Here is a 16,515-nt window from a genome sequence, read left to right as displayed (position 1 = left end):
GAAGCGAAGATGACCATGCTGTGGTAATCTTCGCTTCTCTATTTTTATACGACTGGTTTAAAAATCCTTTGGGTATTTATTCTGCTCCGGCTTCTTCACCATCATCATGTCCCAGCATTTCCCGGATAGGCTTTACAGCCTGGTATATGCCGCGATTATATTTGTTGCCGAGGATGATCAGGGTGGTGGTATCTTCCACAAAACGGTAAAACACAGTATTGTTGCCATGCCACCAGCCGTTGTGGTAAACAATGTTTCTGGTGCTGTCCGGATATACCATCAGTCGCCAGCCCAGCCCATAGTTACGGATGCCTGCTTTTTCATGACTGTAAGGTGTGTAGGCAGCTTTCAGTGTGGCTGAGTCAAGCAGGTGACCGGAATACAGTGCCTGGTCCCATTTCAGCATATCGCGTGCGGAACTGTAAATACCTTTATCGCCCATCACTCCGTCGAAATAAGTATCGGGTTCTGCCTGCCCGTTGTACTTATGGCTTTGGGTCTGATGAGGATGAGGTGAAGAGGTAGGGTCATATACAAAAGTATTGACCATATGCAGCGGCCTGAAAAATGTCTGCTGCATGAAGTCTGCATATTTTTGTCCGCTGACCTTTTCAATAATCGAAGCCAGCAGGAGATAGTTGGTATTGCAATACTGGAAGTGAGTATCCGGCAGATGCTGAATACGCGGCTTATGCTGTTCCATTAGTCTGATCACCTCATCATTGGTAAGGAAACCAGACTGGTCTTTTACCAGGCTGTCGCAGAAATACAGATAGTTGGGCAAGCCGCTGCGATGATTCAGCAGCATGCGTACTTTGATACCTTTATAAGGAAAATGTGGGAAGAACTTCTGCAGTGAGTCTTCCAGGCTTAGCTTCTGTTTTTCGGCCAGCCATAATACAGCAGCGCCGGTAAAGGTTTTGGAAATGGAGGCAAGCTGAAATGATGAGCTGTCCATGACCGGACTTTTGGTGCGGTAATTTTCGAAACCATGATATTGCTCGAAAATGATGACACCTTTTTTAGCAACAATGATGGCTCCGTTGAAGCCACTGCGTAGTAGTTTGTTGCTGTAAAATGAACTCAGTTCCTGTTGTAACTGCATGGTGCGCGGAGCTTTGAGGATAGCCTCTTTTTGCGCTGCCGTTAAATTGAGCGTGTACAAAGTACTGTCTGATATGGCTTGTTTTCTGCTTGCTTTGTTACGCGCGGCATTGCCCTGACAACTGGAGATAATGGCAATACCTGTGATAGATAAGATGATGCTTACTGCTTTCAATCGCTTCATTAGAGGTGATTCACTGACTTACTTAATGCTGATTCTCTCTCGATAAAATACAAGGCGCTAAAATTATACTCATTGTGTTTGTGTACCAAATATTACCTGACTCTCGGCAAGCTTTTAATATATTTTTAAGCCCGTTGCTTAATAAACATCAAAAAAAACAGGATGGAAGCGCGTTTTTTTTGATAAAAATCTAATTTGATGATGATAGTATTTGATAATTCCTCAACATCGAGTAGGTTTGTGCCTTGTTTGACCCGCGTAACCGCAATTATTAAGCCAATTGCATGAACAACTTTTACATATAATTCTTTATAATATCATGGAACAGGTAAAGTCTACAAGTTATCCGAAAGAAAAGATCAGCATTTTATTGTTGGAGAATATTAGCGACGCTGCTGTGGCAGAATTTACCTCCGCAGGCTATAGTGTGCGCAAAATGGCTGGCGCGCTCGGGGAAGATGAACTGATCAATGAAATTAAGGATGTTCATTTATTGGGAATCCGTTCCAAAACACAGGTTACCCGTAAAGTGCTGGAAGCAGCCAGGAAACTCCAGGCAATAGGTTGTTTTTGTATAGGCACTAACCAGGTAGATCTCAAAGCTGCCACCGAAAATGGGGTGGCTGTTTTTAATGCCCCTTACTCCAATACCCGCTCCGTAGCAGAGCTGGTAATCGGTTTATCTATCGTTCTGATCCGTCGTATTGTTGACAAAAACGCTGCCGCTCACAACGGCATATGGATGAAAGAAGCAAAAGGAAGCTACGAACTGAGGGGTAAAACACTTGGTATCGTAGGTTATGGTAACATCGGCAGCCAGGTAAGTGTACTGGCAGAAGGGATGGGCATGAACGTGATGTACTATGATGCTGAAACCAAATTGCCTTTGGGTAACGCTGTACAACAACGTTCTCTGAAAGAGCTGTTCGAACAGGCAGACATCATTTCCCTGCACGTACCTTCCAATAGGTCTACTGAAAATATGATCAATCAGGAAACGCTGTCTTATGTTAAAAAGGGAGCTATCTTCCTGAACTATGCGAGAGGGGAAGTAGTTGACCTGGAAGCATTAAAAGAAGCGCTTGAAAGCGGACAACTGTCTGGTGCAGCAGTAGACGTGTTCCCGGTAGAGCCGGAAAAAAATGGTGCAGCTTTCTCCACGCCGCTGCAGAAGTTGTCCAACGTAATCCTGACACCGCATATTGGTGGCAGTACCGAGGAAGCCCAACACAACATCGGCCTGGATGTGAGCAGCAAACTGCTTAACTATCTGGAAAAAGGTGCCAGCTTTGGTTCTCATACTGTGCCGGCTCTCAGCGTGCCGCCTATTGAAAATACCCACCGTATCCTGCACGTGCATCAGAACGTGCCCGGTGTGCTGTCTGCTATCAATACTGCACTGTCCGAAAATAAAATCAATATCCTGGGCCAGTATCTTAAAACCAACGACCAGATTGGTTATGTGGTGCTGGACGTAGACACACAACTGTCTCAGGAAGCACTTACTTTGCTGAAAGACGTTAAACATACCATCAAGGCCAGACTACTGTATTAATTGTTTTATAATAGTATTGATAAGGGAGAAGGGATTTTTCAAAAATCCCTTCTCCCTTATATCTTCCTGCTGCATACCCACATCACCATTTGTCTTCCTTCCAACTTTATTTAACGCCTTTTCGTCGATTCTTTTTCCCGCTTATACGCTTTTTCAGTAAATTGTTTCAGATTTGTTTATTAACCTTGCAGGCGTAACAGAAATCAAATAATCGCATGAACAGTATCAAAGTACGTATAGCAGGGGCCGGATTGATAGCAGCCCTGCTATGCCAGGTTAATCTAAACGCGCAGGACAGTGAACCCAACAAGTGGGTCCCTGATCATATCAAAATAGACGGCCAGGCCACCGAATGGCCCAAGCCCCTACAATTCTATAATAACGATACCAAGCTTTTTTATACGATCGCTAATAACAAGGACACGTTGTTCGTCGTTGTCAGCGTACCCGACAAACTAAGCCAGCAGCGGATTATGCGCTCAGGAATGAGTATATCCATCAATCCGACAGGGAAGAAAAAAGGAGGAGCTACCCTTACTTTCCCCCTGACCACTGAAGCGGCTCCAACACCGGATGTACCTCAGGAATCGCGGCAAAAGGTAGCGGACGAATGGAAAAAGCAGATCCTGGCCAATGTGAAGGAAGTTAAAGTGGAAGGCTTCACCGGTATTGCAGATGGCAACATTCCGGTAAACAACACCTACGGTATCCGTACCGCCTCCACTTTTGATGGAGCTGGCAACCTGGTATGTGAAATGGCTGTACCCCTTACCGCAGCAGGAATACCTGCCGGATACGATAAGCCGATCGCATATCGTTTTAAAGTTAATTCGCTCAGTAATGCCGAACGCAAGGAGCACGAAAAAGCCATGCGAGAAAAAATGGCCAAAGCAAAAGAACAGGGCGGCGGCCCCGGCATGGCGATGGACCCCGATTTTAACATGATGTTGTTCTTTTCCAACGAATTCTGGACCAGACAAACATTAGCAACACACCCATAATTCATTTGTCATAACTATTGCTATGCATAAAAATCTGTTTACCTCAGGAGCCAGGGCAGCCTTCGCCGGTATTGCCTGCGTGATCATGTTGATTGCCTGCCGCAAAGACAATAAAACGTCTCCGGACCCGACAACAAATCCTGTTAACAACCCTACCGGAAGTCAGTCTCAATATGAAGACTCCCTGAAATACCTGATGTATCAGATTATGCAGGTTACTTATGCAGATGGAGGAAGAACACCTTCCCGTGGTTTGCCTACATATTATTGGTATTCACAGGTGCCGTCGATCAATCCGCTGGACAGTAAGTATGCCGATGCCGATAGTTTGCTGGCGGCGATGAAAACATATGCGATCAACCCGGGAACTACCAAGCCATATGATCATTACAGTTTCCTGGACCGTAATGGCGTACTCACCAACAAGCTGTTTAACGGTATTTCCGCACAGACATTCGCTGCCACCAATAAAGGCGACTTCGGTTTTGATTACGGTGTAGCGCTGGACAGATCTAACAATGCTCATATCTATGTGTTGTACGCAGATAAAAACAGTCCCGCTGGTCAGCTCGGTGTTACCCGTGGCTGGGAAATTATCTCTGTTAATGGGAACAGTAATATCAACACCAGCGATGCTTTCCTGAGATCAACGTACGATGCGATTTTTAACAGCTCCTCTGTTACACTGGGATTCAGACGGCCTGACAATACTACCTTTACCCAAACACTGAATACAGGAAGCTATAATGTCAACCCGGTTGTTTTTGATTCCGTGCTCACGGTAACAAATCCAACGACCAAGGTAAGTAAGAAGGTGGGTTATTTCTCCATGTATACGTTCTCCAGTGTGATCAATTCCAATGGACAGGCTACCTTCACAAGAACAGTATTGGACCAGCTCTTTTCCAAATTTCAGGCACAGGGAGTTACCAGCCTGATCGTAGACCTGCGCTATAATGGAGGTGGTGCCGTTTCTACCGCGGAATATCTTGACAACGCTATTGCGCCAGCCAACGCAGCCGGAAACCTGATGTACAACACGATCTATAATGATAAGATCATGGCACATATTTCTGATGTGAAACTGACGACTACCACCAACTATGCAGCTGCTACCAGCCGCCTCACACTGGATAATGTGTTCTTTATCACCAGCGGCAGCACTGCTTCGGCCAGTGAGCTAACCCTCAACAACCTGAAGCCATATATGACTGTAAAACTGGTGGGTGAAAAAACATATGGCAAACCTGTAGGATTCATTGATTTCAACATTTCTGTTTTTGATCAGAACCATAACCAGAAATACCTGGCGGATTTGTACGCCATTAATTTCGAAACTAAAAACGCAAGCGGAGTGGGAGGGTATTATACTGGTATCGATGTGGATGCTCCGGCCGTAGACTACGTCAATGTTGCATGGGGTAATACAGCTGACGACGCCAATCTGAAAGCCATTGTCAATTATATAAACAACGGCAGCTTTACTGCTCCTGGAGCCCGTACAGCTACTCCCGAACTGGACAACCTCCGGGTAGGAATACCGGCGCTGAAACCTGTGAATGGTTTTAACGGCATGGTGGACTATGAACGTAGCCGTGCTTTACGCTTAAACCGTTAAGGTTATTTGCAGGAAGATGCTACAAGCATCTTCCTGCAAATAATTTATCAATATACAATTATCTCATCCGCAAACATAAATCCCCGTTGTTCATTGCGGGCGTGTACCCTGATATAACGGGCCTGTTGATCTTTCAGATCAAACTTAAAATCCTTGAAAGCCAGCGTAGACAGACTCACCGGGACATCATTGTTAACCTGCTGCACCGTACGGAAATTTTTACCATCATCAGAAAGTTGTACTTCTACCCAGGCCGGTATATAAACACCAGGGCCGGTAAGTTGCATAAAATTGATGGATAAATTGTGCAGTGATATTACTTTCTCCAGGTCTACCGTCACATCCATATCTCCCAGAAAACCTTGCCACTGGCCATCTCCATAGGTTAATGATCCGCGATAGCCGTTTACCAGTGTCGCTTCTTTTTGTGCTGCATATTTCTCGTTATAAGGCCGGTTGTAGATTACCTTTTTACCCAGCGCCAGATGATCATCCACAGCCAGTACGGTAGGTTTGCCTTTCATTATTGTATCCTGGAAGATGGCCGCTGTTATGATCGCAGAGCCGGACACTGTAAATCTACCGGTATACAAGGAAGAATTTTTATCCGGCATTTTCCCATCCAGTGTATAACGGATGGTTGGTTTGTACTGTTCTGAGCTGAAGGTGATGGCCGCCTGATGTTGTGTGATATCTATCTCCGGATGGATATTCACCACATAGGAGGGACGATAATAATTTACGTTTAGCCGTTGGAGTAAGTGATAATGTGATTGCAGGCGTTGTTGAAAATTGTCCCAGTTTTTATACAGCGTGTCAGACCATACTACTTCCGAAAGCGCTATCAGCCTGGGATACACCATATACTCAAGGTGGTTGGTATGGGGGATATACTCCGTCCATATATTGGCCTGAGCGCCGAGTACATGTTGAGCGGCTGCAGCATTAAGTTCACGGGGAACCGGTTCATAGCTGTATACCTTTTCCAACGGAAGATATCCGCTGATGGCTTCCGGCTGTGTAGCAGGGTCCGCCTGATAGCTGTCGAAATAACAATGGGAGCCAGGTGTCATTACCACATCATGTCCTTCTCTGGCAGCAGCGATACCACCACTTTCACCACGCCATGACATCACTGTTGCTTCCGGTGCAAGGCCGCCTTCCAGTATTTCATCCCAGCCCAGCAGTTTGCGGTGGCGGGAGAGCAGGAATTTCTCCATTCGACGGATAGCATAACTCTGCAATTCCTTTTCATCTTTCAGATGTTCGTCTTGGATGCGTTGCTGGCATTTTGGACATTGTTTCCATGCTTTTGTGGAAGCTTCATCGCCGCCGATATGAATATATTTTGAAGGGAAAATGCTGATCACTTCATCCAGCACATTTTGCAGGAAAGAAAAAGTGGAATCGTTGCCCAGGCAAAATTCCGAGTTTTTATAAGGGATGCCGGAGCAGGAGAATTCCGGGTAGATGGCCAGCACTTCTTCAGAATGTCCGGGCATTTCAATCTCCGGGATTACGGTAATACCGCGGGCAGCAGCATAGGCCACGATATCACGGGCTTCCTGTTGTGTATAGTAACCTCCGTATGCATTGGGGTCTCCTTCGTGAGAATAGCGACGATCGCCGTTCTTCCACCATTCTTTCCAGTTGCCATGGGTGCGCCAGGCGGCCTGTCGTATTAGCTCCGGGTAACGTTTGATTTCCAGTCTCCAGCCGGCGCCATCGGTAAGATGCCAGTGGAAGGTATTCATCCTGTACAATGCCATCAGATCGATAAATCTTTTGACATAAGCAGTGGGAAAATAATTCCGGGACACGTCGAGGTGAACTCCTCTGTATCCAAAGCGAGGCTGGTCGCTGATATTGGCACAGGGTAATAAAGACGGGTCGGGCTGTAGCAGACTTAACTGGAGCAGGGATAGGGCGGCGTTGATAGCGCCTGCTTCTGAACGGGCTTGTATAGTTACATTAGCCGGACTGATGCTGATCTGGTATCCATCCGGATGTGGAATGGCAGCGGCGTTTGCCCGTTTGAAAATGATAGCAGACTGGTGAGGGCTTGCTTTTACATCAGAAGGCAGGGTACCCATTTTTTGCAGGAGCTGGGCGGCCTGGCGGAAATCCTTCCCCGGAAAAATCAATCCTTTGGCATTCATCCTGAAAAATCCACTACCAGCGGTAATATGTGCTGGTCGCGGGATCAGGTCGAGATTACCGGTATACTGTGCTTTCCCCGGAAGAATACTACAAGCAGTCAATACTAATGCGCTGACACAATGCTTAAACATACAACTCAAAAAGATTAAGCGACAATGATAGGGAAAGAATCACAAAAAAGAGAATGAAAGGGGATATAAAAGCAGAAAGCATAAAGCCCGGAGGCCTTATGCTTTCTGCATAACAGGAGTATTCGGTCAACACATTTTTATCTTACCACGGTCACTTCGCCTTTGATAACATTGGCAGGACCGCCGGCTACTTTCTTGTAGGTGAGCCACCATACGTAGGTGCCGATGTCTACAGGTGTTCCTTTGAATTTACCATCCCATCCTTTGTGGCTGTCGGAGGAGACGAAGATTAATTCACCCCAACGGTTGAAGATCCGCAGTTCGTATTCAAACATTGGTCCGCGTACAATTGGTCTGAAGAAGTCATTCCGTCCGTCGCCATTTGGTGAGAAGGCGTTCGGGAATTGTGGTTTAGGTTCGCACTGTGTAAAGTTAACTCTGATGTCGTCTGTTGCGCTGCCGCAATCATTGAACACAGTCACTGTATACGTACCACCGTTGGTCACCTGCAGGGTGGGTGAGGTGCTGCCATTATCCCAGCGTACGCTGGTGATGCCGCCACCTTCCGCACGGAGTGTCAGGGTTTCACCTATACACATCACGGTATCATTGCCCAGGTTAATTTTCGGCAGGCCGGTGATGTTCACCCTTACACTGTCGAGGTATACGCGCTGGCAGAATTTGTCCATTACCGCCAGTTTGTATTTACCGGCTTTGGATACCTGTTTCACAGGATTGGTGTCGCCATCGTTCCAGAGGTAGGATACTGCATCCGGGTTGGTACCGTCGAAGGTGATGGTGCCGTCAGGGCAGATGTTCCTGTCAGGTCCGAGGTCTACATTGATACCTGGTTTCATTCTTACGTTCACGGTATCTCTTACCACGCAGTTGTCTCTGCTTACCGCTACCCAATAACCGCCGGGTTTGTTGACGATGATGGAGTTGCTGGTTTCGCCTGTCTGCCATTTGATGCGTCCGCCGTTGGAAGTAACGGTGAGCATGATAGACTGGTCAGGGCAGATAGCTGTGTCACGGCTCAGTGTGATATCTGGTGGCGGATTAACGCTCACTTTCACGGTGTCGATGGTGATACATGCGCTCTTCATCACTTTCACCCAGAATTGTTCCTGTGTGCTTACGAGGATAGAAGAGGTAGTGGCACCAGTGCTCCAGAGATAAGTAGCGCCTTGTACGTAAGCATCCAGTTTCACGGACTGTCCGCGGCAGATGGTAGTATCAGGGATAGTTACCAGTGGTGTCGGGATCAGGCCCACTTTAATGGTATCGGTAGTTATGCACTGACCGTTGCTTACGCTTACCCAGTAGGTACCGGCCTGTGTAACCTTGATCCGTTGTGTGGTGGCGCCGGTAGACCATTTGATGGTGTAGGCGAAGTTGGAAGCGCCTGCATCCAGTACCAGGTTGTTGCCGCCGCAGATGGTGGTGTCGTTACCGAGGTTGACAACCGGTTTCTGAATGTATTTCAGCTGGTATGTCATTGTATCGGAAGAACAGCCGGTTTTGCCATCTGTCATGATAAAGGACGCGGAAGTAGCGCCGTTCAGGTTGAACTGGTTGCTGCTTTGTGTGAGTGGCAGGCCAGGTACCGCGTTGGCAGGTGTTACTGCTACGAGGGTGAAGGTTGGCATAGACACGTTGCCTACCGGTTGCAATGCTACTCTTGGATTGTCAGAGCAGTTGGTTGGCAGGGTAGCGTCCAGCTGTGGCTTCGGACAAGGCATGATGATCACACGTTGTATTACGTCGTTGGCTTTATTGCCGCAGGCGTCGGTGATGGTCCATCTTCTGATGATGGTGTATCCTTTACAGATGTCTTTTACATAAGGATCTTCACTATAAGTTGCTTTTTTCGGGAAGGAAGGATCACAGTTGTCTGTAGCGGTGAGTACCGGAGCAGCCGGGATTTTGTCCTGGCAGAAGATGGTCACATCTGCAGGAGCAGGCATGATCACCGGTCTGGTGGTGTCTTTTACAGTTACCACCTGTTTCATGGTAGCGGTGTTGCCACAGGCGTCTTTCGCGATCCAGGTTCTGATGATGCGGTAGTTGCTGCCGCATGCGCCCGGTATTGATTCGGTGATGGTCTGGCGTGTTACAGTGAGGCCATTACCCATAGTGCTGCAATTATCCGTTGCTGTTACATTGGTAGCAGGTGCCGGGATGTTGTCGCAGTTAACAGTGGTGTCAGCAGGAGGCAGTACTGTGAATACTGGTTTAGAAGTATCCTGTACAGTGATGGTCTGCTGCATGGTGGCTTTGTTACCGCAATCGTCAGTAGCTGTCCAGGTACGGATTTCCATGTAGTTGCCTGCACAAGCGCCAGGAGTTCTCTGGGTTTTGGTGCTGGTAAACACCTGGATGTTACCGGTACAGTTGTCTTTGGCAGTGATGGTAGGCCATGCTGGTACCTTATCACAATCTACTACGGTGTCTTTAGGCGCAGGCATAGAGAATACCGGTCTGGTGGTGTCCTGTACGAGGATGATCTGCTGTACGGTGTTGCCGTTGCCGCATTCATCCAGCGCGGTCCATTTACGGTAGATAGTGTAGTTGCTGGCGCAGCTGGTGGATTTGCGTACAACTGAGTCTCTGGAAGTAACGGTGATTACACCAGGAGTACAGTTGTCGGTAGCGGTCAGGTTGATAGTGGCCGGTACTTTGTCGCAATCAACAGTCACGTCTGCAGGTGGTCGCATGGTGAACACAGGAGCGGTCATGTCTTTTACAGTGATCACCTGTGTGAGTGTTAAGCCGGTGTTGCAGGCATCTTTGGCTGTCCAGGTACGGATCAGCTGGTAGTTATTGCCGCAGGCACCAGGGATGTCTTTACGAACTTCTACCGGTTGGATGGTGATGTTGCCAGCGCAATCATCTTTGGCGATCAGGTCTACTTTAGCAGGAACCTTGTCACAGTCAACAGTGATGTTGGCCGGAGCATTGGTAATGAATACCGGTGCTTTGGTATCCTGTACGGTGATCGTTTGAGATGCTTTCGCGCTCAATCCACATCTGTCGATAGCTGTCCAGGTACGGGTGATGGTAGTAATACAAGGAGAGACTACTACGGTCACGTCGTTATAAGTTACGTTCAGAGACACATTATCATATGGTGCATGACTGAATACCGGTTTACCGAAGAGGGTAGTGTAATCTTTACCCTGTACACATTCGGTAGTAATAGCCGGCGGAACAGATACCGCTACAGGAGGCTGATTTACCACTGTAACTTTCACCACGTTGCTGATGTTATTGATACAAGCGCCTGAAGTAACGATCCTTCTGTACCAGATATCTGCGCTGAGCAGACCGGGTTGATAAGTGTCGCTGTTGGCACCTGTGATAGTGGTGAATGGTCCTGTTGCACCAGTAGTGCTTTGTTGCCATACGTAAGTGTAAGTACCATTACCGCCGGTCAGTGTATTGCTACGTATAGCCGTTGGTGTTTCAGTAGTACATACGGTCTGGTCGGCCAGGATTGTATTACCCATGATAGGCATACGGTTGATCAGCGTTACGCTGCTGCTGGTAGCAGGGCATTTACCGTTGCTTACTACCCAGGTCAGCTGGGCTGTTTCACCGGCAGGTACGATAACCGTAGTTTTTCTGTCGGTGACGTTGCTGATTTTGATCAGGGCTGCATTGCTGCTGGTCACTACCCATACACCTTTTGCACCCGGTACACCAGGATCGCTGGCGTCCATGTTGAAGGTGGCGTCGTTGCAGTGTTCCTGGTTAGGTCCTGCATTGGCAGTTACTGGCGCCATGTAGTTGATCAGTGTTACGTCATCCCATGTTGAGCTACATACGCCGTTAGTGATGGTCCAGCGTAAAGTAACGGTGTCACCAGGATTCAGTTTTACTTTGGAAGTAGGACTGTTAATAGATCTGATTACCGCGCTACCTTTAATGATAGACCAGAAGCCGGTTGCACTTGGTACACTTGGAGCATCAGCTGCGAGGGTGAAGTCGGTCAGCTGGTTACAAGCTTCCTGATCAGGTCCTGCATTGGCATCGAGTGCTTTAGCATAGTTGATCAGAGTTACCTGGCTGGAGGTGCTGGCGCATTCTCCATTGGTAATGGTCCACTGGAGTACTACGGTGTCGCCAACCGGTACTTTCACTTTGGTAGCCGGATTATGAGGCTCATAAATAGTAGCTCTGCCTGGTACGCGGCTGACATCTGTCCAGGTGCCGGTAGCGCTGGAGGAGCCTGGATCATTGGCTTCCATCACAAAGTCGGCGAGACTGTTACATTTTTCCTGGTTAGCACCGGCTGAAGCGTTGGCGGCTGTTTTGTAGTTAATTAAAGTAACCCGGCTGGAAGTTGTCTGACATGCACCGTTGGTGATAGTCCATTCCAGTACTACCGTATCGCCAATTGGTACAGTTACCGCTGTCAACGGATCGGTAGGTCTAAGGATGGTTGCTCTTCCTGGTACACGGCTGATGTCTTTCCACATACCGGTAGCAGTTGCCACGCTTGGAGCGTTGGCTTTCATGATAAAGTTGTCGGTTTTGTTACATTCTTTCTGGTCCGGACCTGCGTTAGCATCAGCAGCTACAGCGTAGTTGGTGATCACCACATCATCTGAGGTGGCCGCACAGGTACCATTGGTAATGGTCCAGGTGAAGGTAACAGTAGTGCCGGCAGCAACTGTTACGTTAGTGTTAGCCTTGGTGGCGTCAGCAATAGTTACACCGGTCATTGTAGAAGCTGTCCACTTGCCGGTAGCACCAAACTGTTTTGGTACATTACCATTCAGTGTGAAGTTTTCATCATTACAATGTTCCTGGTCTTTGCCAGCCTGAGCCACATCAGGAGTTTCGTAGTTGGTCAGCACCACATCATCACTGGTCATGGCGCAATTACCGTTGGTAATAGTCCAGGTGAAGGTAGCGGTTTCACCTACTGGCAGGTACACATCAGTAACCGGTTGATTTGGTTTACGGATGATTGCTTTCGGATTGTTGCTGGTCCACAGACCGGTAGCACCAGCTGCAGCTGGATCATTACCAGTCAGCTTGAGGTCTGTAGTAACGTTACAGTAGGTTTTGTCTTCTCCTGCGCTGGCTTTAGCCGGCAGTTCGTAGACTTTTACAGTAGCTGATGCGCAGGTAGTGTTACCACAAGCACCAGTACTTTCTGCATGTACATACCAGGTAGTGGTAGTAGATACATTTTTGAAAGTAGCTATTCTGCCATCCGCACTTACAGCATCCGGCGTTACCGGTGTGCTGCCTGCGGTGCCAGGGCAGCCATTGATATACCATTTCCAGGTTGCATTGGTATTGCCATTCTCATCTGTACCGAGACTGCCACCGTTGATGGTCAGTACTACATCTCCTTTATCACAGATTTCAGCTGCATTTACAGTGACACCAGTAGGAGGTGTAGAAGGTATCTGTACTTTCACAGAGAACGGATAAGTAGCTACGCAACCAGCGTTGTTACCATCCTGGATAGTCAGTACAAAGTTGTATGTACCGGCAGGAGTGGTAGCAGGGAAGCTAACCGGGATAGTGCCAGCGCCGGTCCATGCTGCATCGATGATGTCAGTGAAGGCAGGCAGAGCGCTAGTGGTAGCCGCTTTGATAGAGTATTTAGTGATGTTGCCGGTAGGGTTAGACAGCACGAGGTTGAAAGAACCGTTGCTGTTACATACCGGGTTCACAGCAGCTACTGTTACAGTAGGAGCGTCATTCAGTATCAGTTTGATAGACGATTTGCTGTCGGTGCACACGCCGTTGCTGATAGTCCAGGTAACAGTTACCGTTTGAGGAGTAGCTGTGCTGGTAAGCGTAGCGATAGCATCCGGGTTGGTATCGTCATCGAAGGATACGCCAGTACCGGTCCACTTACCTTGTTCGGTAGCTTTAGGTTTATTGGCGTGGAGCTGGAACTTGTTGTTACCGCACTGGGTAATGTCAGTACCAGCATTGCTTACAGTGAGCGCTTCTGTGTTGGTCAGTACAACTTGTGCAGTAGCTACGCAGGAAGCTTTGAAGTTGTTGGTCACAGTCCATACCAGTGTAACGGATTTACCGGCAGGCACATTGGTAACGGAAGTGGAGTAGTTGTTCGGATTAGTGATAGTTGCACCGAAGTCAGTACCACTGAAGCTCCATTTACCAGTCTGATCGCTCAGCGGCTGGTTGGCAGTGATGTTGAAGGAGCTGTTATCACACTGTTTGATTACCGGTTGAGGTACAGTTGCTGTAGGCATAGACCTTACCACTACCGTTGTGTTGTCGGTTACCGTACAAGAACCGTTAGTCACGGTTACTTCATATACGTTGTTACCAACTTTAGTCGGAGTGTGAGTGAAGGATACTTTTCCATCAGCAGCTGGCAGGGCTGCACCGTCCAGTGTCCATTTAATGGTGTAACCAGTATTGCTGTTATCAATGCTGAGGGTGGTGGAAGTGCCTTCGCAGATTTCCGCCGGGTTAGCAGTGATTTTCACAGTTGGTTTACCATCAATTTTCACAGAGAACGGATAAGTAGCCACACAACCAGCGTTGTTACCATCCTGGATAGTCAGTACAAAGTTGTATGTACCGGCAGGAGTAGTAGCAGGGAAGCTAACCGGGATAGTGCCAGCGCCGGTCCATGCTGCATCGATGATGTCAGTGAAGGAAGGCAGAGCACTAGTGGTAGCCGCTTTGATAGAGTATTTAGTGATGTTGCCGGTAGGGTTAGACAGCACGAGGTTGAAAGAACCGTTGCTGTTACATACCGGGTTCACGGCAGCTACTGTTACAGTAGGAGCGTCATTCAGTATCAGTTTGATAGACGATTTGCTGTCGGTGCACACGCCGTTGCTGATAGTCCAGGTAACAGTTACCGTTTGAGGAGTAGCTGTGCTGGTAAGCGTAGCGATAGCATCCGGGTTGGTATCGTCATCGAAGGATACGCCAGTACCGGTCCACTTACCTTGTTCGGTAGCTTTAGGTTTATTGGCGTGGAGCTGGAACTTGTTGTTACCGCACTGGGTAATGTCAGCACCAGCATTGCTTACTGTGAGCGCTTCTGTGTTGGTCAGTACAACCTGTGTAGTAGCTACGCAGGAAGCTTTGAAGTTGTTGGTCACAGTCCATACCAGTGTAACGGATTTACCCGCAGGTACATTGGTAACGGAAGTGGAGTAGTTGTTTGGATTAGTGATAGTAGCACCTTGGTCAGCACCACTGAAGCTCCATTTACCATTCTGATCGCTCAGCGGCTGGTTGGCAGTGATGTTGAAGGAGCTGTTATCACACTGTTTGATTACCGGTTGAGGTACAGTTGCTGTAGGCATAGATCTTACTACCACAGTTGTGTTGTCGGTTACGGTACAAGAACCGTTAGTCACGGTCACTTCGTAAACATTGTCACCAACTTTAACAGGCGTGTGGGTGAAGGATACTTTGCCATCAGCAGCTGGGATGGCTGCACCGTCCAGTGTCCATTTAATGATGTAACCAGTATTGCTGTTATCAATGCTGAGGGTGGTGGAAGTGCCTTCGCAGATTTCCGCCGGATTAGCAGTGATTTTCACAGTTGGTTTACCATCAATTTTCACAGAGAACGGATAAGTAGCCACGCAACCTGCGTTGTTACCATCCTGGATAGTCAGTACAAAGTTGTATGTACCGGCAGGAGTGGTAGCAGGGAAGCTAACCGGGATAGTGCCAGCGCCGGTCCATGCTGCATCGATGATGTCAGTGAAGGCAGGCAGAGCGCTAGTGGTAGCCGCTTTGATAGAGTATTTAGTGATGTTACCGGTAGGGTTAGACAGCACGAGGTTGAAAGAACCGTTGCTGTTACATACCGGGTTCACAGCAGTTACTGTTACAGTAGGAGCGTCATTCAGTATCAGTTTGATAGACGATTTGCTATCGATGCACACGCCGTTGCTGATAGTCCAGGTAACAGTTACCGTTTGAGGAGTAGCTGTGCTGGTAAGCGTAGCGATAGCATCCGGGTTGGTATCGTCATCGAAGGATACGCCAGTACCGGTCCACTTACCTTGTTCGGTAGCTTTAGGTTTATTGGCGTGGAGCTGGAACTTGTTGTTACCGCACTGGGTAATGTCAGCACCAGCATTGCTTACTGTGAGCGCTTCTGTGTTGGTCAGTACAACCTGTGTAGTAGCTACGCAGGAAGCTTTGAAGTTGTTGGTCACAGTCCATACCAGTGTAACGGATTTACCCGCAGGTACATTGGTAACGGAAGTGGAGTAGTTGTTCGGATTGGTGATAGTAGCACCGAAGTCAGTACCACTGAAGCTCCATTTACCAGTCTGATCGCTCAGCGGCTGGTTGGCAACCAGATCGAACTTACCGTTATCACACTGTTTGATTACTGGTTGAGGTACAGTTGCTGTAGGCATAGACCTTACCACTACCGTTGTGTTGTCGGTTACGGTACAAGAACCGTTAGTCACGGTTACTTCATATACGTTGTTACCAACTTTAGTCGGCGTGTGAGTGAAGGATACTTTGCCATCAGCAGCAGGCAGGGCTGCACCGTCCAGTGTCCATTTAATGATGTAACCAGTATTGCTGTTATCAATGCTGAGGGTGGTGGAAGTGCCTTCGCAGATTTCCGCCGGGTTAGCAGTGATTTTCACAGTTGGTTTACCATCAATCTTCACAGAGAACGGATAGGTAGCCACACAACCTGCGTTGTTACCATCCTGGATAGTCAGTACAAAGTTGTATGTACCGGCAGGAGTGGTAGCAGGGAAGCTAACCGGGAT

General features: G+C 48.0%; 6 protein-coding genes. 3 read left to right on the top strand and 3 right to left on the bottom strand.

Going from position 1 to position 16,515, the window contains the following annotated elements:
* Positions 1-76: 76 nt before the first annotated feature.
* The gene (locus DF182_RS30985; protein ID WP_245957650.1) at positions 77-1,288 is read right to left on the bottom strand and encodes a serine hydrolase domain-containing protein; all 1,212 of its coding nucleotides are present in this window, start codon (positions 1,286-1,288) and stop codon (positions 77-79) included.
* A 319-nt stretch (positions 1,289-1,607) separates the two neighbouring features.
* On the opposite strand from DF182_RS30985, the gene serA reads away from it, so the two are divergent.
* From serA to DF182_RS30970, 3 genes are all read left to right on the top strand, one after another.
* Complete coding sequence (serA, locus tag DF182_RS30980; protein ID WP_113619794.1) at positions 1,608-2,843, top strand: phosphoglycerate dehydrogenase; 1,236 nt, start codon at positions 1,608-1,610, stop codon at positions 2,841-2,843.
* Positions 2,844-3,058: 215 nt separating this feature from the next.
* Positions 3,059-3,844 carry a hypothetical protein gene (locus DF182_RS30975; RefSeq protein ID WP_113619793.1) on the top strand — a complete coding sequence of 262 codons (786 nt, stop codon included), beginning with the start codon at positions 3,059-3,061 and terminating at the stop codon, positions 3,842-3,844.
* Between the two features lie 22 nt (positions 3,845-3,866).
* Complete coding sequence (locus tag DF182_RS30970) at positions 3,867-5,462, top strand: S41 family peptidase (protein WP_113619792.1); 1,596 nt, start codon at positions 3,867-3,869, stop codon at positions 5,460-5,462.
* Between the two features lie 47 nt (positions 5,463-5,509).
* Here DF182_RS30970 and DF182_RS30965 read toward each other — a convergent pair whose 3' ends face one another.
* Positions 5,510-7,753, bottom strand: a complete 2,244-nt coding sequence (locus DF182_RS30965; RefSeq protein ID WP_113619791.1) for a glycoside hydrolase family 20 protein — start codon at positions 7,751-7,753, stop codon at positions 5,510-5,512.
* Between the two features lie 137 nt (positions 7,754-7,890).
* Positions 7,891-16,431: a T9SS type B sorting domain-containing protein gene (locus DF182_RS30960; RefSeq protein ID WP_211327321.1), complete on the bottom strand. Its 8,541-nt coding sequence runs from the start codon at positions 16,429-16,431 to the stop codon at positions 7,891-7,893.
* Between the last annotated feature and the right edge of the window lie 84 nt (positions 16,432-16,515).

Origin of the sequence: Chitinophaga flava (assembly GCF_003308995.1) — a bacterium.
Taxonomy (GTDB): Bacteria; Bacteroidota; Bacteroidia; order Chitinophagales; family Chitinophagaceae; genus Chitinophaga; species Chitinophaga flava.
The sequence above is the reverse complement of the archived record's forward strand: the minus strand, read 5'-3'. Positions and strand labels throughout refer to the sequence as shown.

Bases quoted from the DNA above. Each gene is read 5' to 3' on its own strand.
- DF182_RS30985 (WP_245957650.1), bottom strand. From the start codon at position 1,288: ATGAAGCGATTGAAAGCAGTAAGCATCATCTTATCTATCACAGGTATT.
- serA (WP_113619794.1), top strand. From the start codon at position 1,608: ATGGAACAGGTAAAGTCTACAAGTTATCCGAAAGAAAAGATCAGCATT.
- DF182_RS30975 (WP_113619793.1), top strand. From the start codon at position 3,059: ATGAACAGTATCAAAGTACGTATAGCAGGGGCCGGATTGATAGCAGCC.
- DF182_RS30970 (WP_113619792.1), top strand. From the start codon at position 3,867: ATGCATAAAAATCTGTTTACCTCAGGAGCCAGGGCAGCCTTCGCCGGT.
- DF182_RS30965 (WP_113619791.1), bottom strand. From the start codon at position 7,753: ATGTTTAAGCATTGTGTCAGCGCATTAGTATTGACTGCTTGTAGTATT.